Origin of the sequence: Rhodococcus sp. NPDC127527, from assembly GCF_042672245.1 — a bacterium.
GTDB lineage: Bacteria > Actinomycetota > Actinomycetes > Mycobacteriales > Mycobacteriaceae > Rhodococcus_G.
This window is the reverse complement of sequence record NZ_JBHXVP010000003.1, coordinates 356,434-377,434: the sequence shown is the minus strand read 5'-3', so window position 1 is coordinate 377,434 and position 21,001 is coordinate 356,434. Positions and strand designations below refer to the sequence as shown.

Here is a 21,001-nt window from a genome sequence, read left to right as displayed (position 1 = left end):
CCCAACCCGGTCACGTCGTCTCCAGGACGAGTGCGTTGCCCTGCCCTCCACCGCCGCACAACGCTGCGGCCCCGATGGACTCGCCACGGCATCGGAGTTCGACGGCCAGCGTCAGTGCCAGACGCGCGCCGGACATCCCGACTGGGTGCCCGAGAGCGATCGCACCGCCGTGGACGTTCACCCGGTCGGGCCCGAGCGAAAGGTCGTTCATGGATGCCAGCGCGACACCGGCGAACGCCTCGTTGATCTCGACGACGTCGAGATCCTCTGCCGACAGGTTCCCGTCGCGTTCGAGTGCCGCGCCGATCGCAGCGGCCGGTTGATGGAGGAGCGAGGTATCCGGTCCTGCCACGAAGGCGTGGCTGCGAATCTCTGCGAGCCAGGTCAATCCGAGTGATTCGCAGAGGTCCTTGCGCATCACGACGAGTGCACAGGCCCCGTCGGACAATTGGGACGAGGAGCCGGCGGTGATCCTGCCGTCCTCGGAGAACGCCGGCCGAAGCGCTCCGAGCGATTCGGCTGTCGCATCGGGACGAATCCCTTCGTCCACGTCGACGACCATGACGCCACGGCGCGATGTCACGGTGACCGGTGAAATCTCGCGCGCAAGGATGCCGCCCCGTGTCGCCGCATCAGCACGTCGGTGGGATCGGGCACTGAAGGCGTCGAGGTCCGCACGCGAGAACCCTTCGGCCGACTGATATCTCTCGGTGGCTGCTCCCATCGCGATTCCGTCGAACGCACACACGAGTGCGTCCCGGTCGAGCGCATCGTCGAGCGCGCCGGGTCCGTACCGGAGTCCGTGTCGAACGCCCCGGACGAGATGGGGTGCATTCGTCATCGACTCCATCCCGCCCGCGACCACGACATCTGCCTCACCAGCGGACAACAAACGGTCCGCAACTCTGATTGCCTCGAGGCCCGACAGACAGAGATTGTTGAGCGTGAGAGCGGGAGTGGACAGGGGCACGCCCGCTGCGACGGCGGCTTGACGTGCAGGATTGGGGCCGACGCCGGCCTGGACCACGTTGCCCATGACGACATGATCGACCTGGTCCGGCCGCACACCTGCTCTCGCGAGCGCAGCCCCGATCGCGTGTGCACCGAGGTCGGTAGCGGACAAAGTGCGGAGGGCGCCGGAGAGCTTGGCGATCGGGGTGCGTGCTCCGTGCACGATGACGTTTCCGGGCATGGTCAGGCTCCGTTCGCCGTTGCGGCCGAGTACGGGGTGCGCAGTGCCCGCTTGAGGATCTTGCCTGCGCCGGACACCGGCAGCGCATCGACGAACTCGATGCTGCGGGGCACCTTGTAGCTGCCGATGAGCGCTCTGCAGTGAGCACGCAACTCGTCGGAGCTGGCGTGGCCGCCGGGTGTGGTCACGATGACCGCGTGCACACGCTCGCCCCACCGCTCGTCGGGCACACCGATGACGGCGCACGCAGCAACGGCAGGATGCTTGGCCAGGGCGTTCTCGACCTCGACGGAGTACACGTTCTCGCCGCCGGTGATGATCATGTCCTTGAGACGGTCGACGATGAACACGTAGCCGTTCTCGTCCATGTAGCCGCCGTCGCCGGTGTGCATCCAGCCGCCACGCAACGCCTCCGCCGTGTCCTTCGGCATGTTCCAGTACCCGCGCATGACGTGGTCGCCGCGCGCGACGACCTCGCCCACTGTTCCACGCGGAACCTCGTTGTCGTCGGCGTCGACGATGCGTACCTCGGCATGGGGCACCGCACGCCCCGCGGCACGCTGCAGGGTCGGGTCGTCGTGGTCGGCAGGCGACAGCAGCGTCGTGATCGGCGAGAGTTCGGTCATCCCGTACGCCTGCGTGAACTGGGCGGTGGGGAACATCGTCCGGGCGCGGGCGAGCAGCGACTCCGAAATCGGCGAGGCGCCGTACACGAAATGCTCGACGCTGGTGAGGTCGACATCCGCGTCCTCGGCGTGCTCCACGAGCATCTGGATCATCGTCGGCACCAGCAAGGCATCCGTGATGCCGTGTTCTGCAATGGCTTTCACCGTGCCATCCGGGGTGAACGCCGGGATGACGACGTGGGTGGACGCAGCGAGATTGCCCACCGCCCACATCGCGATGTCGGCCATGTGAAACATCGGGGCGACGTGCAGCACCCTACCGCCGGGTGAGGCGACACAGCCGGTCGCCAGTGAGCCGAGTCCCGACGTGACGAGGTTGCGGTGGCTGACCATCACCCCTTTCGGGCGCCCGGTCGTGCCGCCCGTGTAGAACAGCCCCAGCAACGAATCATCGCTGGTCCGGGTGTCCTCCACGGGGGCACTCGCCTCGATCAGCTCTTCGTATCGCAGTGCCCCCGGAGGCGCTTCCCTTTCCCCTGCGAAGATGACCGTCTCCACACCGTCGCACCGATCCCGCAGCGCGGGAACAACTTCGGCGAACTCGTCGTCAACCATCAGGACGCGGGTCCCGGAGTCTGTCAACGAGAATGCGATCTCAGCGGCGCTCCACCGGATGTTGACCGGATTCACCACACCCCCGATCCACGGCACCGCGAAGAGGTACTCGTGATACCGGTCGGAATTCAAACCGAGGAATGCCACGCGGTCCCCGGCCCGCACGCCGAGCGACCGCAGCGCCCCGCCCAGACGTGCGATCCGGTCCACCGACTCGGCGACGGTTCGGACCCGGTCCCCGAAGATCGTCGCGATCCGGTCGGGTTCTTGCTGAAGCGCACGGTGCAGAGATTGCGTGAGATACATCGTTCTTCCTTCGATGGTGAGGGGTGTGCGGTTGTGCGTCTCAGCCGGTGACCGGCCCGCACCACTCCAGCGCCAGAGCCGCATAGGTGCGCGCAGCGGTGTGGACCTCGTCCAGCAGGCAGTACTCGTCGTCCGCGTGGGAGACGCGCAGGTCACCCGGTCCGTAGCTGATCGCGGGGACACCCGCGCGGGTGAGGAACGAGCAGTCTTCGACGGCGCAGAAGCCGGCCACCGTCGCCGGGCCCGCGTAGGGCGTGTCGCCGGCGGCGGCAACATGCGCGGCCGAGACGGCCGCGGTGATGTCGCCGGCCGCCTCGCCGGGATCGTTGGCGGGCCAGTTGAGCTTCCACTCGACCGTGGGGGGATGTTCCCGAAGCCATCCGTCCGTGCGCGCGATCGCCTCGATCTGCGCTTCGATCTCCGCCTTGACGTCCTCCGGATCGTCCTGCGGCGGATACCACACGCAGTACTCGATGGTCATGTACTCCGACAGGAAGAACGGAACCTGGACGCCATGCGGCCCGCCCGTGACAACTCCCGGATGGATGGTGAAGTGGCCGGGGGCGAACAGCGGGTGGGTCTTGGTGAACGACCACTCCTCCTCCAGCCGCTGCATGGCCTGGAAGACGTGGAAACCCTTGTCGATGGCGTTGACGCCTACGTCCGGGCCGCCGCCGCCCGCGCGGATGGTCTGGCCGCGCATCGAGGAGTGCGTGGTCTTCCCCCCGACCGTGACCGAGAACCACAGCAGTCCCGGGGTGACCGGGATGACTCCGAGCCGTGTCGGGCCGCTCGGCTCGGCCACGACCGCCGCGTCTGCCCGGTAGCCGCGCTCCAGCGTCGAGGAGACACCGCACTCGTGGTCCATCACCTCCTCGCCAACGACGGCCTGGATGATCAGGTCGCCCTGCAAGCGGACTCCGGCGCGTTCGAGTGCCTTGACGGCGAAGGCCTGCGCGACCAACCCGGCCTTCATGTCGCTCGCGCCGCGACCCCAGACGCGGTCGTCGTCGATACGGCCGGAGAACGGCGTGCCCGACTCCCATCGGTCGGAGTTGCCGGGAGGCACGACGTCGACGTGGCCGTTGAGGATCAGGGATCGACCTCCGCCGCTGCCGGCGATCGTGCCGACCGCATTCGTACGCTTGGGCTCGACAGCCCACTTCTCCACCTGCGCGCCCGCGTCTTGATAGATCTCGGCAAGCAACTCGCTGACCCGCCCCTCGGCACCCACGACATCGTCGTACACCTGACCGGGATACTTCGGATTCACGCTGGGTATCGCGATCACGTCGGACAGGACCGCGACCATGTCGTCGCGCAGGGCATCCACTGCTTGGAAGACGGCATTCCGCTGAGCCGTATCCGCCGGTTGTCGTGACATCGTCATCTCCTCACTACCTGGCGTTCGGCACGGGAGCGGCATTGGGCGAGACCAACACCAACAGCCCGCCCGCGATGAGCAGCAGGATCCCGATCAGTTCGAGTACTGCGCCGAGCCGGATGTTGGCGATGCCGTCGAAGAACACCGACCACGGCAGCGGGCCCTTGACCGCCAACACCGTCAATGCCAGCTGCGCGGCGCCGACCACCGTGCACAGCACGGCGACCACGCGAGAGCGGGTCCTGGCGAGCAGCACCACCAGCGCCGTCGCCGCGACCGCGAAAAGCCATGCAAACCAACCGAAATAGGCCGCCTGCGCGGTGGAGGTGCTACCGACTGAGGCAGCGGACAGAGCAGCGAACGACAGCTCCGCGGCGGGAGCGTTGGCTTGCGGCTGCGGCGGGATGTAGGTCCAAGCGGGGCCGAGCAGACCGAGCCACACTGCCGCTGTGCTCGCGATGGCGCACATGGCGATGCGCCGGCTGGCGGTGCTGGACGCTGCCCGGGTCTGCGGTTCTGCATAGATCGCGTTCATCGTGTGAAGCCTTCTTCCCTGGATTCGGCCGATCTGCCGACGAGACCTTGATGTGACGACTCGCGTCGGTCATGGCGTCCAAGCATGCGGACGCGGGCCCCTCAGCGAATCCGTCATCGTGCGGAGCGCATACGGAGTTCGGGCGGTGGCACGCACATTCGATCGGTCGGCAGCGTCGAATCCGTAGCCGGATACGTACAACGACCGATGCATGGTCGGCGACGACGTTCCAGAATTCGGTCCATCAGTCTTGTACCGATCCCACGGGAGTGCATCGCCATGACGACGATTTCCGAACCCTTCGACCAGACGACGTTGCGGTCGTTCTACGGCCGGATACCGAGCGGTGTTCTCGTGCTCGGCGCGATGGTGGATGGTGAACCCGTCGGCATGGCGGTGAGTTCGTTCACCAACGTCTCGCTCGATCCGCCGTTGATGGTCGTGTCCATCCGCAACGAATCCACCACCTGGCCACTGATCGCCAGGGCGGAGGCTGTCGGCGCAAGCATCCTGGCCGAATCGCAGGGGGCTTGCGGGTTGCAGATGTCCGCCAGTGAGGCGGGCAGCCGCTTCGACTCGATCGGCTACAGCGTGAGCGCATCGGGGGCGGTCGCCATCGACGACGCGTCCGCGTGGTTCGAGGCAACGGCATCGGACCCCATCCCCGCCGGCGACCACTCCCTGGTTCTGCTGACGCTGCGCAGCATCTCGAACGGCATCGACAATTCGCCACTGCTGTTCTTCCGGAGCAAGTTCGCGGCGGTGCGCCATGGTTAGGGTGGCCGTTTTCGTCACCGGACACCACGCCGATCCGGTGTTCACGCCGACCGGCGCAGGCAGCGCCCGCTACCCGCATCTCCTGGACGCGGACAATCTGAGCGATGCGGCGTCGACGTCCAGCCGGCTCGAGCGCGACGACTCCGGGAGAACACCACTGCCGCTCTTGCGCATAGACACGACATCATCGGCGCCCGCCGCCACGTGCGCGCGCCGGGACCGCCAGGCGATTGCGTTCCCCGATTCGCCGAGGTTGTTAGCGGGCTTGATCGCGGACGCGGTCCGGGTGGGCGTCGCTTCGGGCGCCGTGATCACCGTCGGTGGGCGGCCGACGCGCTCGCACAGGCTGCGCGACGAGATCGCGGACCATCTCTTGCTGGCCGGATTCGATGTCGCATTCGACGTCCCAGGGTGGGCAGTGGAGGACACGAGCCTCCAGCCGTCGAGCTGAAGCCCGCCCGGTCAGCCGATGTCGAACCCGCTCGACCGTCTCCGGGCAGCGATAAACTTGATTGGCACAGTTGCCCACCGATACAGAATCTGGGACCGCCGATGGCTGAAGTCGACCCGCTCGCCACGCAGCGGGGAGCGGCTGTCGATATTGCCGCCGAGCTTGCTGTCGACGGCTATAGCGACGCACAGGAGATCGCTCACGGAGGATTCGGAGTCGTCTACCGCTGTGAGCAGAAGCCGCTCGATCGCACGGTGGCGGTCAAGGTTCTCACTGCCGACCTAAGCGAAGAGAATTTCGAGCGGTTCGTCGAGGAACAGCACGCAATGGGGCGGCTGTCCGAGCATCCCAACATCGTCACGATCCTCCATGCGGGAGCGACCGAGAGCGGTCGACCATACCTCGTGATGCCGTACCACCGACAGGAGTCTCTGGAGACTCACCTCCGCCGTCACGGCCCGATCGGCTGGGCCGACGCACTCCGGCTCGGCGTGAAGATTGCCGGTGCGCTGGCCGCCGCGCACAGGATCGACATCCTGCATCGCGACGTCAAGCCGGGAAACATCCTGCTGACCGAGTACGGCGAGCCCGAGCTGACCGACTTCGGCATCGCACGGATCACCGGAGGATTCCAGACCGCCGCCGGCATCGTTCTCGGCTCACCGGCGTTCGCCGCACCCGAGGTGCTGCGCGGGCAAGCCGCAACTGCCGCATCCGACGTCTACAGTCTCGGTGCGACATTGTTCAGCGCGGTGACCGGCCACGCCGCATTCGAGCGGCGCAGCGGCGAGGACGTCGTCGCGCAGTTCTTGCGCATCTCGAACGAACCGATTCCGTCCCTGCACGAGTACGACATTCCCGCCGACGTAGCCGCCGCGATCGAAAGGGCCATGGCGCACAATCCCGAAGACCGCCCCGCCACGGCAACGGCATACGGCAACGAACTGCGCGAGATTCAACGTCACCTGGGGCTGGTGGTCGACGAGATGGCGACACCCACCGCGCTCGGAAGCGGAGCGAGTGCGACGACCGGCGGCGCTCTACAACCGGTGAAACCCGGTTCCGGGCGACACAACATTTCGGCGGACACAACCAGTTTCGTCGGTCGCACGCAGGAAATTCGCGAGATCAGGACGCTGCTACGCAAGGCGCGACTGCTGTCGCTGACCGGGATCGGGGGCGTGGGCAAATCGCGACTCGTGAAGGCCGCCGCGTTGACGTTTCAGCGCGCGTTCCGCGACGGGGTGTGGCTCACGGACTTCAATTTCGTACAGGACAGCAGATTCGTGCAACAGGCGATCCAGGATTCGGTACCAGGACCGGCCACTGTACTGTCACTGACCGAGCAGCTCCGCGACAAGAGTCTCCTACTGATACTCGACAACTGCGACAAACTCACGACCGAAATCGGAGACGTCGCGGCGAGTTTGTTGACCCAGTGCCCGAACGTGAAGATCATCGCGACCTCGCGGACGCCACTGGACATCAGCGCTGAATACGTACTGAATGTACCGCCGTTCGCCGCCGATACCGGCAACGGAACGCGCCCGGAGACCGCGAACGACGCCGTGGCACTGTTCCAGGACCGCGCACAGGCAGCCAGCGGATGGGAATACGACGCCAGCCGAGGGGACGACATCGTCGACCTGTGCAATCGGCTGGACGGGCTGCCCCTGGCGATCGAACTCGCCGCACTACGAACACGGACGATGTCGATCCACGACATCAACACCGGACTGACCGATCGATTCGGGCTCCTCAAGGGCGGACCACGAGACATGCATCCCCGCCATCGCAGCCTGTGGACGCTGCTCGGGTGGACGTGGGAGCAGTGCAGCAGCGCGCAGAGATCGCTGTGGGCCCAGTTCTCCGTGTTCGTTGGTTCGGCCTCGTTGGACGCGGTGCGCAGCGTATGTGAACTCGACGACGAGGCTGACGTCGCCGACGTAGTCGACGGTCTCGTTCAGCAATCCATTCTGTCGCGACGGCAATCAGGGAGCGTTCTTCGCTTCCAGATGCTCGACACCATTCGTGAGTTCGGCCAGTTGATGCTCGAACGAGATGCCGCGTCTCTCGGCCTCAGCTCGTCGCAGGCGGACCTGCGCGATCGACACATGCAGTTCTATTCGGTGTTGGCCAAGAAATCGGAGAACGACTGGTTCGGCCCGAATCAACGTCGTGCGAGTTCGACTGTCGCCGAAGAGATAGCAAACATGCGCTCGGCCTTCGAATGGGCGCTCGAAACCAGAGACCATTGCGGTACAGGCGCCGCGATGGTGGCCGACCTGTGGTTCTACTGGGTGGGTTGCGGGCACCTGAAGGAAGGCCGGCTGTGGTCGGAACATGCCTGGGATCGGGTCCACAGCCTCGGCATACCCCACGAGGCGAGATCACTGTGGACACTCGGGTGGAATCTACTGATCACCGGCGAGGTGGATCGCGCGGAACTGCATCTGCGAGAGTGCCTTTCGCAAGCCAGTGAACAAGGCGACGCGCGCGCGGGCTCGTTCGGCAGAGCGCTGCTGGGTGCCGTGCACTTCTTCCGGGACGATTTCGACACCGGCGTCGAGCTGTACCGAACCGCGATCGTGGAGGCACGCCAGCGCGGCGACCAACTCGCCACCGCGATGTTCTTGTATCAGCTCGGGGAGGGCTATTGCCTCTACCACGAGTTCGAACTCGCAGAGGAGTGCTGTCGCGACTGCATCGCGGTCTGCGAGCGGAACAATGATCAGTGGTGCATCTCGTACGCCCGGTGGGTGCAGGCCCTCGCGGCATACATACAGGGATCGTACGAACGCGCCGCATCGATCGCGGAACTGTCATTGGCGACGATGGCGACGATCGACGATCACCTGGGCATCGCACTGGTCGGGGAACTACTCGCCTGGCTGGCCGTGGAGAACGGCAAATACCTCGACGCGGCCACCCTCCTGGGCGCGACGGAGGCGTACTGGTCCGCCAGTGGCTCCTCCGTGATGGGACTCCATCGACTGATGCAGTACCGCGAAGCATGCTTCACGAAAGTCCAGGCACACCTCGCGGAACGCGACATCGCCAACGCAACCGCGAAGGGAGCCGCGCTCGGATTCGAGTGGATCGCCGCACTCTCAGGTTCGGCGATCGTCGACCCCGGTGCCGCTTCCGGCCCCAGCGGTCGACACCCCACCGCGGACACACGATCGACTCTCCTGCAACCTCTCACGCAACGGGAGCGGGAGATCGCCAACCTCGTGGCGCGCGGGCTGACCAACAAAGAGATTGCGGCGCAACTGATAATCGGCAAACGCACCGTGGACACCCACGTCGCGCATGTGCTCGCGAAGTGCGGACTGCGCCGCCGCTCGGAGATTGCCTCGTTGGTCACCGCGAGTCCGGACATGCCGTGACCATCGGCCACCGAGGAGGCAATCTCCACCGGACACCTCACCTCCAACGGATATGGGCACGCACCCGACTGCCCTCAGCATCGGTCCAGCCCTTGCCGGCGGCGTAGTCGATCATCGAAGCGAACCCGCCGTTCCAGTCTTCGGTCCCACGACCCCGCTGACGGAGGAAGTCGATGTCGATCCACAGATGATCGCCGTCGACGACCCCCGCCCCCTCCGAAACAGCAACCCCGACAACGTCTTCGACGGAGAGACCGAGCGCGTCGACCGCCAGCTCGGTGAAGTTGTCCCCGTCGTCGAGGCGGATCGACGCATTCTCGGTGATGACGACGATCATGACGCCTCACCCAGGTTCATGACGTGCAGTGCCGGTCGACGATCAACCCACGGCCGTGCCTGCTCGAGCTGCGCGGCCAGCCCGAGCAGCAGGTCTTCTCGGTAGATGTCGGCGCCGAACTGCACCCCGACCGGAAGACCGTCACTGGTGGTACCGAGCGGAAGGCTGATCGCCGGCGCACCCGTGACGTTGTACAGAGCGCACGTCGGGTGAGGCGCGATGACCTCGCGCACCCACCCCTGCGCGGTGAACGACTCGTCGTTCGCGTCGAACGTTCCCAGATCGACCGGCGGGGTGATCGCGGTCGGCGTGACGAGGACGTCCCAGTCCACCATGAACCCCGCGAGCTGCCTGCTGACCGCGTTGTTCGTCGCGAAGGCGCGGGCCAGGTCCATCGGCGTCAACCCGCGGCCGGCCTCGACGGCCGCGACCGTGGTGGCCTCGAAGAACTCGGGGCTCAGCCCGATCCCGAGCGACTCCGCGAGGGGCACGACGTCGGCCGCGGCCCCCGCGCAGAAGGTCACGGTCAGCGCCTCGAGGAACCGCTCCCAGTCCAGCGCGGGCCGCACAACCTCCACGTGATGCCCCAACTCCGCCAGCAACCGGATCGTCGCGTCGAGCACGCCGGCGACCTCCGGATGCAGCAGCCGGTCGGTCCACGAGTCCGGACACACGGCGATCCGCAGCGGTGTCCGCGGCGCCCGCACCTCGTCCAGATACGGCCGAGCCGGGGCGGGTGCGCCGTACCTCTCCCCCGGCATCGGCCCGTGCACGGCATCGAGCAGTGCCGCCGCGTCCCGCACTGTCCGGGTGATGGCGAACTCCGCCACGTTGCCGTAGAAGGCCTCCGCGATGCCCGGCCCGATCGGAATCCGCCCACGGCTCGGTTTGAGCCCGACGGTCCCGGTGTGACCCGCGGGAATGCGGATCGACCCGGCACCGTCGTTGGCGTGGCCGATCGGCACCGCGCCCGCGGCCACCAACGCGGCCGAACCGCCGCTGGATCCGCCCGGGCTCTTGGTCGGATCCCACGGGTTCAGCGTGGCCCCGCCGAGCAACGGTTCCGTTGTCGGGCTGAGCGCGAACTCGGGGATCTTCGTGACGGCGACCGCACCGAGCCCGGCCCGGCGAAAGCGCGCCATCAACTCCGAGTCGTGGTCGAACACGATCCCCTCCGCCAGGGCGCGGCTGCCCAGGTGCATCGGGACGCCCGCGGCGTGGCAACACAGATCCTTCAGCACGAACGGGACACCGGCGAACACCCCGTCGGTGGCGGCGTCCAGCGGCGACTCCCACGGACCCTCGGCGCTGGCGTGCAACCCGGCATCCGCCAGTTCGACCGCCCGCACGCCGGCCTCGTGCACGTCCGACGGCTTCACCTCACCGGATCGCACCAGCTCTGCCAGCCCGGTGGCGTCGTACGACGCGTACTCCTCGATCGTCAACATCAGTACGACACCTCCGCCGGTACCCCGGCTCCGACCCGGGTCCAGATGTCACGGTGCATCAACCACGATCCGTCGTCCTGGCGCAGGTGGACGACGACGTAGTTGCTGCGCACCGCGGGCCGACCGGCGAATTCGCCGACCGCGACGCCCTCCTCGACGGCGACCGTGTCGCCGACCGTCAGTTGCACGTTTTCGAGTGACTGCCGGACGAATCCGTCTATCAGCCAGCGGGCGAACTCCTCGGCGATCGCGGCCCGCCCGCGCACGGCACGCCCGTCGGGGGTGAGCAGGGTGCCCGCATCGGTGTACAGCGACGCGAACAACCCCGGATCCCGCTCGTCGACGGCCCGGACCACGTTGCGGTGGACCTCGGTGAGATGCTCCTCGAACGTCGCCATCGTCATCCCGCCAGTTCTTCCGCGTTGTCGTAGCTCGGACGCTGCCGGGGGTCGCCGGGCAGCAGGCCGACGGGCCCGGTGCGCACCACACCTGCGGGGTTGGTGAAGTACGGGATCACGTAGCGACCGAGGTTCTCGATGGTCTGCATCCGCTCCTCGTGGGTGCCGCCCTCGATGCGAAGCACGATCTCGTCTGCGCCCATGTCCGCGGTCCGCTGCACCTGTTCGATGCAGTACTGCGGATCGCCGACCAGGACGGTCGGGCCGCAGGTTCGCAGCCATTCCGCGTCGTCGGCGTGCTTGCGCAGCTGTCCGATCCGGGAGAACTCGCCGTACTGTTCGGGCGAGCGCTCGGCGAGCTGCACGTAGACGTCGTTGATGATCATCTGCGCGAACTTCAGCAGGTCCGCCTCGGCGAGTGCGAGCGCCTCGTCGGTGGTCTTGGCGCACCGCACCGACATGACGCTGCTGGCCGCGGACTTGACCGCGTAGCGGCCGACGGGCGACACCTCGCCCTCGGGCACCGAGTTGTACGCGTCCAGGTTCGCCTGCAGCACCTCCCAGCCGAGGTACGCGTCGGAGGTGATCATGCCCAGTCCCTGGCGCCGAGCGGCGGCGGCGGACTCAATGCTCTGCACGATCTTGTACAGCGGCGGATGCGGTTCCTGCAGCGACTTGGGGCTGAGCCGCCGCTCCGGGATCTTGCCCCAATGCGGTCCGTCGTGGCTGAAGGTGTCATCGCTCAGCGCGCGGACGATGAGCTCGAGCGCCTCCTCCGACCTGCCACGGGTCTCCTCGAGCGAGACGCCGAACGCGTCGAGCTGGAGCAGCGTGTTGCCCCGAGCGGTTGTCAATTCGACGCGCCCATTGGACAGCAGGTCGGTGGCCGCGGTCTGCTCCGCGACGAGGATAGGATGAATCACAGAGATCAGGCGGCTCATATAGCGCAATCGAATTCTGTTGGTGCGCATGGCAACCGCCGTGAACAGCACCTCCGGCGCAGGCGTGACGCACATGTCGTTGAAGAAGTGGTGCTCGGATGTGCCCCAGCCGTAGAAGCCCATCTGCTCGGCGAACACCGCTTCCTCCACCATGTCCAAGTAACGACGGTGTTGCGTGGTGCCGGGCTCAGTTGCACACTCGCTCATCATGATGAATCTCATTGTGATTTCCTTCGGTCCGGTGGGTGAACGGTGCCTGCGTGGCGAGTTCAAGCGTCCCGGTTCCGAGCATCGACGCGGATCCGTCATCGTGCGGAGAAGGTACTGAACTTTGCGACGGCGATGTCGTGCGAGTACCCCGCCTACCTCGGCGACCTGACCGCCTGGTCCGGCCTCGCACTGGTCACCTGGGCCCTGCCCCGCGGTCGTCATCCTGCTCATCACCGCAGGGCCCTGTGCCGTACCTGGTCTGACCCGACGCCAGCCTCGGGCATGCAGCGGACCGGGACCTGAGGGAGGATGGACCCGACGCGGGGTCGGGTCACCCCGCCGATATGGGAGGTCACCGTGCTGAATCTCGTTCGTGCCCTGGGCATCTCCGCCGCCGGCGTCGTTGCTTCGAGCTGGTTGGCGGCGGGGGTCGCCGCGGCGGCGGTGACCGTCCCGTTTCAGGTCGATCCCGCACCGTTCGGGAACCCGAACGGAAGCTTCGACGCGCCACCGGTTCGCTGCGCGGTCGTGGTCGGGGACCGGCCCGGCAGCGCGACGATCACCGGCGGGAAGCCCGGTCGCTGGGGATGCCCGCTCTCGTCCGAGGTGCACTGGCTGAACCTGTCGACCGGGGCGTCCGGCTCCGGCCGGCTGTCGGACGGACTGAACGGAATTCCGGCCGAGGCGACACTGCACACGGGCGCCGGGCAGGTCGTGGTCGCTCTCCTGCCGCAGCCGGGCCCGATCACTCCCGGTTTCGCCGCCTTCTCGGTGCCGTAGGCCAGTCGAACGGATGAATCCGCGCCGATAGCCGCCCGACCGGTCCGAAATGCCTGATATGGATGAGGCTGACGATGCGCCGAGACCGACGCGCATCACCGCACCGTTGAAGGAACTGCCGTGCCCTCCAGGATCGCCACCCCCGTCAGCGCCCGGCTCGTACGCAGGGACACCGCCTGGGCCGTCGGCGCGGCAGGGTTGCTGGTAGTCGTGAGTCTGGCCGGATGCCGCGCACCGGACGCGGCGGCGCCGTCCCCGACCACCAGCGCCCCGGCGACGTCGTCCGCGGCGGCACCGACGTCGCGGACCACCACCACGACGACCACCGCCGCCACGCCGACCGTCGCCGCGGTCGCGTTGTCCGCCACCGGACCCGACGCCGCGAACACCGCGCTGGCACAACTGGACACCCTGCCGGTCAAGGGCCGAGCCCCGAAGACCGGCTACGACCGTGCCCTGTTCGGGCAGGCCTGGTCCGACGACGTCACCGTCGCGGGCGGCCACAACGGCTGCGACACCCGCAACGACATCCTGCGACGCGACCTCTCCGCCGTCGCGCTCAAACCAGGCTCGAACGGCTGCACCGTCCTGACGGGCACCCTCGCCGACAGCTACACCGGCACCACCATCGCCTTCACCCGCGGGTCCGGCACGTCGAACGCGGTGGAGATCGATCACATGGTGGCGCTGTCGGATTCGTGGCAGAAGGGTGCACAGCAACTCGACGAGCAGACCCGGCGCAACTTCGCGAACGATCCTCGCAACCTGCAGGCCGTCGACGGTCCGACCAACCAGAGCAAGGGCGACGGCGACGCGGCGACCTGGCTGCCGCCGAACAAGGAGTACCGCTGCACGTACGTCGCCCGGCAGATCGAGGTGAAGGCGGCGTACGGCCTGTGGGTCACCGCCGCGGAACGGGACGCGATGGCGCGGGTGCTCGAGACGTGCGGGGCAGCGCCGGCGAGGGTCGTTCCCGCCGCGGATCCCACGGTCGAGCGGCAGCAGGTCACGACGGTGGCGCCCGCACCTGCACCGGTTCCGTTCGTCGCCCCACCGGCGACCGCTCCCGCACCGGCCGCGGTTGTTCCACCGCCTGCACCTGCACCTGCACCTGCGCCGGCACCCGTGCCGCAGCCGGGCGCGGGCGTGTCGTACGCGAATTGCAGCGCGGTGCGGGCCGCGGGCGCGGCGCCGATCTACGCGGGGCAGCCCGGGTACAGCCGGAAGCTGGACCGCGACGGCGACGGGGTCGCCTGCGAGTGAGCCGCGGCAGCGGTCGGGGCGTCGACGGTCACACCGTCACGACCGTCTTCCCGCGGGCGTGCCCGTCGCTGAGGTAGGTGACCGCCGCGGCGGCGTCTGCGAGCGGGAAGGTCCGGTCGACGACCGGGACGACCCGACCCGCCTCGATCAGCTCGGCGAGAACGGCGAGGTCGTCCGCATTCTCCGAGCTGACGTACGTGCGCAGGTTCTGACGGATGAACGGCGACAACAGGAGTGCGCGGATCTGGCGGTCGGTACCGCCGAGCCACCGACCGCTCGTCTCGGAACCCACGATGACCAGGGTCCCCCGCGGCGCCAGCGCCCGCCGCAACTGTGCGAGCGAACGATGGCCACCGGTATCCAGGATGACGTCGTACCGCGTGGACGACTCGTCGATGTCACGGACCTGGTAGTCGACGACGTGGTCCGCTCCGATCGAACGGACCACGTCCAGCTTCGCCGTGCTGCACACGCCCGTGACCTCCGCCCCGAACGCCTTGGCGATCTGCACGGCGAATGTTCCGACACCGCCCGAGGCGCCGATGACCAGCACCCTCTGACCGGACTTCACCCGCCCGTGGTCACGAACACCCTGAAGTGCGGTGAGCGCGGAGATGGGAACGGCCGCAGCCTGCTCGAAGGTGAGGTTCGCCGGCTTGGGTGCGAGCACGCCGTCGCCGACGCTGACGTACTCGGCAAGGCAGCCTTCGGCGATTCCGAAGACCTCGTCCCCGGTTCGCCATCGAGTCACCTGACTGCCGACCGCCTCGACGACGCCCGCCGTCTCTCGTCCCCGCACGCGGGTCCGCGGTGCGCGAAACCCGTAGCCCGCGAGGCGAATCGGATAGGGAAGCCCGGTCATTATGTGCCAGAGCCCGCGGTCCACGCCCGCTGCCCGAACCCTGACGAGCACCTCGTCGTCGCCGACCTCGGGCCGGTCGATCTCCTCGAGCCGCAGGACCTCGCCGGCTTCGCCGTACCGGTCCTGGACGATCGCCTTCATCGTTGTCATCTCCGCCACGGCCCGTCGTCCGTCTGCCCGGATCCGCCCGCAGGTCGCTGCCACCCACCGGCTAGACTTACGTCGTAAGTATGACACTTACTTTGTAAGTCCCGTCAAGACTCGGGGCGGAACGGGAGTGGAAACCGATGGCGAGACCGTCCGGCGCACCGGCACCCCGGGCCCGCCTGGACCGGGCCCAGGTCGTGAGCGCGGCCGTCGCGATCGCCGATTCGACGGGGATCGACTCGGTCACCATGCGCAAGCTCGGCGGCGAACTCGGCGTCGAGGCCATGTCGGTGTACAACCACGTGGCCAACAAGGAGGACCTACGGGACGGAATGGTCGACAGCGCCTTCGGCGAGATCGAACTCCCCCACGACGGCGCCGGCTGGAGGGACGCCATGTTCCGCCGGGCCTCCTCGGCCCGCGAGGTCCTGTCGCGCCACCCCTGGGCCACCGAGCTGATGAGCTCGCGGACCAATCCCGGGCCCGCGACCCTGCGTCACCACGATGCCGTGATCGGAACCCTTCGGGGAGCGGGCTTCTCGATCGCCATGGCCGCCCACGCGTTCTCCGTCATCGACAGCTACGTCTACGGGTTCGCGCTTCAGGAGACGAGCCTGCCGTTCGACACCGCGGACGAGACCGCGGAGGTCGCACAGACGATCCTCTCGCAGTCCACCTCCGACGAGTACCCCCACCTGACCGAGCTGACAGTCCAGCATGTACTCGAGCCCGGCTACGACTACGGCGCCGAGTTCGAGTTCGGGCTGGACCTGATACTCGACGGCCTCGACCGGGCCCGCCGATCGCAGGACCTGGCACCCTAACTCGTCCGAGCAGCTGCGGCCGGACCGCGTCACAGTGCCCGCTTGAGCCCGACCTGGCTGTTGTCGTATCCGAGCCGCGCGTAGAACGCCAGCGCCCGCTCCCGGTCCCGGTCGGTGGTGACCTGCGCGAGTGTCGCTCCGCGGTGTCGCCCGTGGTCGTGCGCCCACTCGAGCATTGCGGTTCCGACGCCGAGGGAACGTTCGGAGGCCGCCACCCGAACCCCCTCGATCTGAAGGCGGGTGGTGCCGCCGCGGGACAACCCGGGGACGATGGTGAGCTGCATGGTGCCGACGATCCGGTCGTCCTCGTCGCGGACCACGGCCAGGTAGTGCGAGGAGTCCCGGGCGACGGCGTCGTACGCCTCCTCGTACCGTGCGATCTCGGCGCCCTCTCGGAGGCGGCCGATCTCGTCGTCGGACAGCAGGGCGACAAGCGCAGAAACGTCGGCACGGCCGGCACGCTGCACCCGATAGATCCTGTCGCCGACTCGGAGCCGCCCACCGACCGATGCCCGTGACTGCAGGTGCGCGACGAGCGTGTCCAGCCAGGTGCCGACATGCCGCCGGGCCTCGGGGGTGTCGGGGTAGCGACAGCGAAGGTGCAACCCGGACTCGTCGAGGATGAACCACAGCATCACGCCGTCGGTCCGGATCGTTGCGCCGACGTACTGCGCCTCCAGACCGGTCGCGTCGACCCGGACCGGCAGCCGGCGCAGGTCCAGCCACGAGATCGCGAACATCCCTGGCGCCTCGGGCATCCCGCCCCACGGACGCAGCACGTCCTCCAGTGGCCAGGACCCCATCCGGACGGCCTCCTTGACCGCCTCCGCGCTGGCGCGGGGATCGGGGTCGGTCGATTCCAGCACCGAGTTGGTGATGAACCAGCCGACGGAGTCGTGCCAGGTGGCGTCGTATCGACTGTGCACCGGAAACACCGCCCGCAGCGGGGTACCGGCCAGCTCGCGGGTCACGTCGGTCATCGCCGACACCACCAGCGCCAGGGTCGAGACGCCCTCGTCGCGGGCCTGCGCCGAGAACGCCGCGCTGCCGTCGACATCGAGCACGTCGCGCACCTCGACCCGTTCCTGCTGCAGCGTCGCCGCGCCCAGCGACAGCGGGAAGCGCGGCATCACATCGCCGCCGGCGGCCAGCACCGCGGTCCAGCGGCGGCGAACATCGTCGGGTGCGGCCGGGCGGTCCCGCAGCGCGCGGGTGTGCTCGGCGAAGGCGGGTGCGGGCGGCAGCGACGGCGCTCGACCCTCCTGCACCGCGGCCAGCGCGGCAAGCAGGTCGCGGGCGATCACCAGCATCGACCACATGTCGACGTGCGAATGGTCCGCGGCGACGACGACCGTCGGGCCCACCGCGGTCTCGAGCACGCACAGCCGGTGCGACGGACGACTGTACGGCGAACACGCGCGGTCGAGCACCTCCCGTAGCGCGTCGTTCACGGCCTGCCCGGGTGCGATCGAGTGCTCGGCCCAGTCGCCGGGGAGGATCTCGACCTCGTGCAGCCGCGGCTCGCCGTCCTCGCCAGGCACGAACACCGACCGCAGCGTGCCGTGCCGAGCGATCACCGACAGCCACGCGGCCGCGAGCTCGTCGGCCGGCACCGGCTCGGACAACCTGAAGGACAACGCCATCCAGGACCCGGCACGGTCTCCCGCACCGACGTGGCGTCGTTGGTCGAAGGAGACGGGAAGCGATCGGCCCGGCCGGCCTACAGACACGTCGTAGCCCAGCAGCCGACCGAAGGGCAGGCGCAGGTGCGCGACGTTGGTCAGCCGCATGGCGGTAGCCTAGGCGCTTCCCCAGCGACCGCCACCTCGCCTTTCAATCACGCAGGAGCCGCCATGTCGACCTTCAGTGTCCCTGGCGCCGAACTCGACGTGGAACTGAGCGACGAGGGTGGCCACCCAGTCGTCCAGCTCCACGGCCTCACCTCCAGCCGCCATCGCGACCGCGTGATGGATCTCGACCTCGGACGCGGGCTCAGCGGCACCCGGCTGTTGCGGTACGACGCGCGCGGGCACGGCCGCTCGACCGGGCGCGCGGTCCCCGAGGACTACCGTTGGCCGGTCCTGGCCGACGATCTGCTGAGGTTGCTCGACCACTGGTTCCCCGGGGAGCGGGTGCACGGCGTCGGCCCGTCGATGGGCACGGGAACGCTGCTGCACGCGGCCGTGCGCGATCCCGGCCGGTTCGCCGGCCTCACCCTGATGGTGCCGGCGACCGCGTGGCGCACCCGCGCCGCGAAGGCCGGCGACTACCGGCGCAATGCCGCGATGATCGAGGAGCAGGGGCTCGACGCGTTCCTCGGCGCCGATCTCGCCGTGTCCCGCCCCCCGGCGACCGTCCGGGCGCCCGAGACCGTGCCGGACGTCGCCGAGCGACTGCTGCCGTCGCTGTTCCGCGGGGCTGCGCTGAGCGACCTGCCCGCACCGGACGAGATCGCCGCGATCGGCGTTCCGACCACCGTGCTGGCCTGGATCGACGACCCCGCCCATCCGGTGTCCACCGCCGAGGCTCTGGTGGACCTGCTGCCCAGTGCCACGCTGGAGGTGGCGCACACGCCGGCCGATCTCGCCCGCTGGCCCGGCATCCTGTGCGAGGACGTGGCGCGGCACGGATAGCGCCTCGTCGCGGACCGCGGCGCGGCCGAGCCGGTACCCGGTGGGATGATGGCGCGCGTGCCGATGCCCTCACCGCTGCCCGTCAAGGACGGGGTCGGGCCGACGCGGCTGCGCGTGCCGACGTCCGGGCCGTGGGCGACGATCGCCGACTACGTGGTCGCGAGGTTCGACCACATGGACTCCGACGACCTGTACCGGCGGTTCGACGCCGGCGAGATCGTCGGCGCCGACGGGCGTCCGATCGGTCGCGCCGCGGCACTGGGTGCGCACCCGTTCGTCTGGTACTACCGCGATCTGCCGATTGAAGACCCGGTGCCGTTCCACGAGGAGATCCTGCACGTCGACGACGACCTCGTGGTGATCGACAAGCCGCACTTCCTGCCGACCACCCCGAGCGGGCGTTACCTGCGCGAGTCGGCGCTCGTCCGATTGCGGGTCCGCCTGGGCAACCCGGACCTGGCGCCGATCCATCGACTCGACCGCGGGACCGCGGGCCTGGTGATGTTCTCGGCCCGTCCCGCGACGCGCGGCGCGTACCAGTCGTTGTTCGAGAAGCGGCGGGTCGTGAAGGTCTACGAGGCGGTGTCGGCGCGACCGTCCGGGTGGGACCCGGCCGCACCGGCGCTCGCCGGGCGCGCCGTTCCGCTCGTCTACCGCAACCACATCGCGGCTCGACGCGGTGAGCTGCGGGTCGTCGCCGACGACGACCGTGAGCCCAACGCCGAGACGGCGGTCGAGGTGCGCGGGACCGGTGTCAGCACGTCCGGACGTGCTGTGCTGCACACCGTCCTGCGCCCGCGCACCGGTCGGATGCACCAGTTGCGGGTGCATCTGGCGGCGCTCGGCGTCGGAATCCTGGGCGACCGGCGATACCCCGACCTGCTGCCCGAGGCGCCGGACGATCATTCCCTCCCCCTCCAATTGCTCGCGCGGGAACTGGAATTCACCGATCCGCTGTCGGGGACGCCGCGGCGGTTCGTCACCCGCCGTACGTTGGGCGAGGCGCCCGCATCGGGGCACTGAGCGGACGCCGCGAGGGATCCTCGAAACCACCGATAGTTTGTCGGTGGTGCTCAATACAATCGAACACATGAGCGAACCGAGGGCGGAGGGCGAGGCCGTGACGACCGCAGCGTTGGATCGGTGGATCCGCCGACTTGCCGACGCACACGGCCCCGACGAACAACCCGAGCGCATCGATCTGCTCCGCGCCCTCCAACGACTCACCTGCGCCGCGGCCGGCCTGCAGGCTCAGGTCACCTCCGATTTCGCGGCGCAACAACGCCGCGCGGCCGCCGATGCGGGAGTGGCACGCGAGCGTCGGGATCGGGGAATCGCCTCGCAGATCGCGTTGGCCCGCCGTGAGTCCCCGCACCGCGGCGGCATCCACCTCGGCCTGGCCACCGCGCTCACTTCCGAACTTCCGCACACCCTCGGTGCGCTGCGTGGAGGGTGGATCACCGAGTGGCGCGCCACCCAGATCGCACGTGAAACCGCCTGCCTCTCAATCGAAGACCGAGCCGAGGTTGACCGGAAGCTCGCTGCCGATCCCGAACGACTCGAGAAGATGAGCGACAAGGTAGCGGTCGCCAGCGCACGCCAGATGGCGTACGAGGCGGACAAGCTGGCGGACACCCTCGTCGCCCGCATCGTCGCCGGATCGACCGAGGACACCCTTGGGCCGGCGACACCGGTTCGGGTGCACCTGACGGTGTCCGATCGCACGCTGTTCGGCGGTGGGTGTCGCCGAACTTCGCCAGGTGTACACGCGGCCGGACAACGGCGCGGTGGTCGCCTTGGACCGGAACACCCGAATGTTCCCCGCTTCCCTGGCCGAGTTGATCCGGCTCCGCGACCCCGTCTGCTGAACACCCTGGTGCGAT

Annotated in this window: 19 protein-coding genes; 9 read left to right on the top strand and 10 right to left on the bottom strand. The window is 68.4% G+C overall.

What is annotated here, in order from left to right:
• Window positions 1-10 precede the first annotated feature (10 nt).
• Genes ACFVH2_RS07655 through ACFVH2_RS07640 form a run of 4 tightly spaced genes read right to left on the bottom strand, consistent with a single transcriptional unit; the run spans window position 11 to window position 4,658 of the window.
• Window positions 11-1,192, bottom strand: a complete 1,182-nt coding sequence (locus ACFVH2_RS07655; protein ID WP_378420116.1) for an acetyl-CoA C-acyltransferase — start codon at window positions 1,190-1,192, stop codon at window positions 11-13.
• 2 nt (window positions 1,193-1,194) lie between these two features.
• Window positions 1,195-2,739, bottom strand: a complete 1,545-nt coding sequence (locus ACFVH2_RS07650) for a long-chain-fatty-acid--CoA ligase (protein WP_378420117.1) — start codon at window positions 2,737-2,739, stop codon at window positions 1,195-1,197.
• 40 nt (window positions 2,740-2,779) lie between these two features.
• Window positions 2,780-4,123: a M20 family metallopeptidase gene (locus ACFVH2_RS07645; RefSeq protein WP_378420118.1), complete on the bottom strand. Its 1,344-nt coding sequence runs from the start codon at window positions 4,121-4,123 to the stop codon at window positions 2,780-2,782.
• 13 nt (window positions 4,124-4,136) lie between these two features.
• A complete protein-coding gene (locus tag ACFVH2_RS07640; protein ID WP_378420119.1) occupies window positions 4,137-4,658 on the bottom strand; it encodes a hypothetical protein in 522 nt (173 codons plus the stop codon).
• 279 nt (window positions 4,659-4,937) lie between these two features.
• Between ACFVH2_RS07640 and ACFVH2_RS07635 the strand changes: the two genes are divergently transcribed.
• The 3 genes from ACFVH2_RS07635 to ACFVH2_RS07625 all read left to right on the top strand — a co-directional run bounded on the left by ACFVH2_RS07635 (window position 4,938) and on the right by ACFVH2_RS07625 (window position 9,275).
• Window positions 4,938-5,435, top strand: coding sequence for a flavin reductase family protein (locus ACFVH2_RS07635; RefSeq protein WP_378420120.1), 498 nt, complete (start codon window positions 4,938-4,940; stop codon window positions 5,433-5,435).
• Window position 5,436: 1 nt separating this feature from the next.
• The gene (locus ACFVH2_RS07630) at window positions 5,437-5,886 is read left to right on the top strand and encodes a hypothetical protein (RefSeq protein ID WP_378420121.1); all 450 of its coding nucleotides are present in this window, start codon (window positions 5,437-5,439) and stop codon (window positions 5,884-5,886) included.
• Between the two features lie 101 nt (window positions 5,887-5,987).
• A complete protein-coding gene (locus tag ACFVH2_RS07625; protein WP_378420122.1) occupies window positions 5,988-9,275 on the top strand; it encodes a protein kinase in 3,288 nt (1,095 codons plus the stop codon).
• A gap of 37 nt (window positions 9,276-9,312) precedes the next feature.
• Here the strand turns inward: ACFVH2_RS07625 and ACFVH2_RS07620 are convergent, their stop codons facing one another.
• The 4 genes from ACFVH2_RS07620 to ACFVH2_RS07605 are packed head-to-tail and all read right to left on the bottom strand — an operon-like array spanning window position 9,313 to window position 12,609.
• A complete protein-coding gene (locus tag ACFVH2_RS07620) occupies window positions 9,313-9,612 on the bottom strand; it encodes a hypothetical protein (RefSeq protein ID WP_378420123.1) in 300 nt (99 codons plus the stop codon).
• Window positions 9,609-11,060 carry an amidase gene (locus ACFVH2_RS07615; RefSeq protein ID WP_378420124.1) on the bottom strand — a complete coding sequence of 484 codons (1,452 nt, stop codon included), beginning with the start codon at window positions 11,058-11,060 and terminating at the stop codon, window positions 9,609-9,611. The genes ACFVH2_RS07620 and ACFVH2_RS07615 overlap by 4 nt, the downstream gene beginning before the upstream one ends.
• Window positions 11,060-11,464, bottom strand: a complete 405-nt coding sequence (locus tag ACFVH2_RS07610; RefSeq protein WP_378420125.1) for a YybH family protein — start codon at window positions 11,462-11,464, stop codon at window positions 11,060-11,062. Before ACFVH2_RS07610 ends, ACFVH2_RS07615 begins: the two co-directional genes overlap by 1 nt.
• Window positions 11,461-12,609 (bottom strand): LLM class flavin-dependent oxidoreductase, encoded by a 1,149-nt coding sequence (locus ACFVH2_RS07605; protein ID WP_378475697.1) that lies wholly within the window; start codon window positions 12,607-12,609, stop codon window positions 11,461-11,463. Before ACFVH2_RS07605 ends, ACFVH2_RS07610 begins: the two co-directional genes overlap by 4 nt.
• Before the next feature lie 360 nt (window positions 12,610-12,969).
• Between ACFVH2_RS07605 and ACFVH2_RS07600 the strand changes: the two genes are divergently transcribed.
• Window positions 12,970-13,389, top strand: coding sequence for a hypothetical protein (locus tag ACFVH2_RS07600; RefSeq protein WP_378420524.1), 420 nt, complete (start codon window positions 12,970-12,972; stop codon window positions 13,387-13,389).
• 120 nt (window positions 13,390-13,509) lie between these two features.
• A complete protein-coding gene (locus tag ACFVH2_RS07595) occupies window positions 13,510-14,652 on the top strand; it encodes a DUF1524 domain-containing protein (protein ID WP_378420127.1) in 1,143 nt (380 codons plus the stop codon).
• A gap of 28 nt (window positions 14,653-14,680) precedes the next feature.
• Here ACFVH2_RS07595 and ACFVH2_RS07590 read toward each other — a convergent pair whose 3' ends face one another.
• Entirely contained in the window at window positions 14,681-15,664 is a 984-nt protein-coding gene (locus tag ACFVH2_RS07590; protein ID WP_378420526.1) for an NAD(P)-dependent alcohol dehydrogenase, read from the bottom strand.
• Between the two features lie 137 nt (window positions 15,665-15,801).
• Between ACFVH2_RS07590 and ACFVH2_RS07585 the strand changes: the two genes are divergently transcribed.
• Window positions 15,802-16,485: a TetR/AcrR family transcriptional regulator C-terminal domain-containing protein gene (locus ACFVH2_RS07585; RefSeq protein WP_378420128.1), complete on the top strand. Its 684-nt coding sequence runs from the start codon at window positions 15,802-15,804 to the stop codon at window positions 16,483-16,485.
• A 29-nt stretch (window positions 16,486-16,514) separates the two neighbouring features.
• On the opposite strand, the gene ACFVH2_RS07580 is transcribed toward ACFVH2_RS07585, so the two are convergent.
• Window positions 16,515-18,275: a GNAT family N-acetyltransferase gene (locus ACFVH2_RS07580; protein ID WP_378420129.1), complete on the bottom strand. Its 1,761-nt coding sequence runs from the start codon at window positions 18,273-18,275 to the stop codon at window positions 16,515-16,517.
• Window positions 18,276-18,338: 63 nt separating this feature from the next.
• Here ACFVH2_RS07580 and ACFVH2_RS07575 point away from each other — a divergent pair, with 63 nt between their 5' ends.
• From ACFVH2_RS07575 to ACFVH2_RS07565, 3 genes are all read left to right on the top strand, one after another.
• A complete protein-coding gene (locus ACFVH2_RS07575) occupies window positions 18,339-19,118 on the top strand; it encodes an alpha/beta fold hydrolase (RefSeq protein WP_378420130.1) in 780 nt (259 codons plus the stop codon).
• 45 nt (window positions 19,119-19,163) lie between these two features.
• Window positions 19,164-20,141 (top strand): pseudouridine synthase, encoded by a 978-nt coding sequence (locus ACFVH2_RS07570; protein WP_378420131.1) that lies wholly within the window; start codon window positions 19,164-19,166, stop codon window positions 20,139-20,141.
• Window positions 20,142-20,854: 713 nt separating this feature from the next.
• Entirely contained in the window at window positions 20,855-20,986 is a 132-nt protein-coding gene (locus tag ACFVH2_RS07565) for a hypothetical protein (protein WP_378475695.1), read from the top strand.
• Window positions 20,987-21,001: the final 15 nt, after the last annotated feature.

Bases quoted from the DNA above. Each gene is read 5' to 3' on its own strand.
- ACFVH2_RS07640 (WP_378420119.1), bottom strand. From the start codon at position 4,658: ATGAACGCGATCTATGCAGAACCGCAGACCCGGGCAGCGTCCAGCACC.
- ACFVH2_RS07620 (WP_378420123.1), bottom strand. From the start codon at position 9,612: ATGATCGTCGTCATCACCGAGAATGCGTCGATCCGCCTCGACGACGGG.
- ACFVH2_RS07605 (WP_378475697.1), bottom strand. From the start codon at position 12,609: ATGATGAGCGAGTGTGCAACTGAGCCCGGCACCACGCAACACCGTCGT.
- ACFVH2_RS07570 (WP_378420131.1), top strand. From the start codon at position 19,164: ATGATGGCGCGCGTGCCGATGCCCTCACCGCTGCCCGTCAAGGACGGG.
- ACFVH2_RS07655 (WP_378420116.1), bottom strand. From the start codon at position 1,192: ATGCCCGGAAACGTCATCGTGCACGGAGCACGCACCCCGATCGCCAAG.
- ACFVH2_RS07615 (WP_378420124.1), bottom strand. From the start codon at position 11,060: ATGTTGACGATCGAGGAGTACGCGTCGTACGACGCCACCGGGCTGGCA.
- ACFVH2_RS07580 (WP_378420129.1), bottom strand. From the start codon at position 18,275: ATGCGGCTGACCAACGTCGCGCACCTGCGCCTGCCCTTCGGTCGGCTG.
- ACFVH2_RS07625 (WP_378420122.1), top strand. From the start codon at position 5,988: ATGGCTGAAGTCGACCCGCTCGCCACGCAGCGGGGAGCGGCTGTCGAT.
- ACFVH2_RS07635 (WP_378420120.1), top strand. From the start codon at position 4,938: ATGACGACGATTTCCGAACCCTTCGACCAGACGACGTTGCGGTCGTTC.
- ACFVH2_RS07575 (WP_378420130.1), top strand. From the start codon at position 18,339: ATGTCGACCTTCAGTGTCCCTGGCGCCGAACTCGACGTGGAACTGAGC.
- ACFVH2_RS07590 (WP_378420526.1), bottom strand. From the start codon at position 15,664: ATGACAACGATGAAGGCGATCGTCCAGGACCGGTACGGCGAAGCCGGC.
- ACFVH2_RS07645 (WP_378420118.1), bottom strand. From the start codon at position 4,123: ATGTCACGACAACCGGCGGATACGGCTCAGCGGAATGCCGTCTTCCAA.
- ACFVH2_RS07610 (WP_378420125.1), bottom strand. From the start codon at position 11,464: ATGACGATGGCGACGTTCGAGGAGCATCTCACCGAGGTCCACCGCAAC.
- ACFVH2_RS07650 (WP_378420117.1), bottom strand. From the start codon at position 2,739: ATGTATCTCACGCAATCTCTGCACCGTGCGCTTCAGCAAGAACCCGAC.
- ACFVH2_RS07585 (WP_378420128.1), top strand. From the start codon at position 15,802: ATGGCGAGACCGTCCGGCGCACCGGCACCCCGGGCCCGCCTGGACCGG.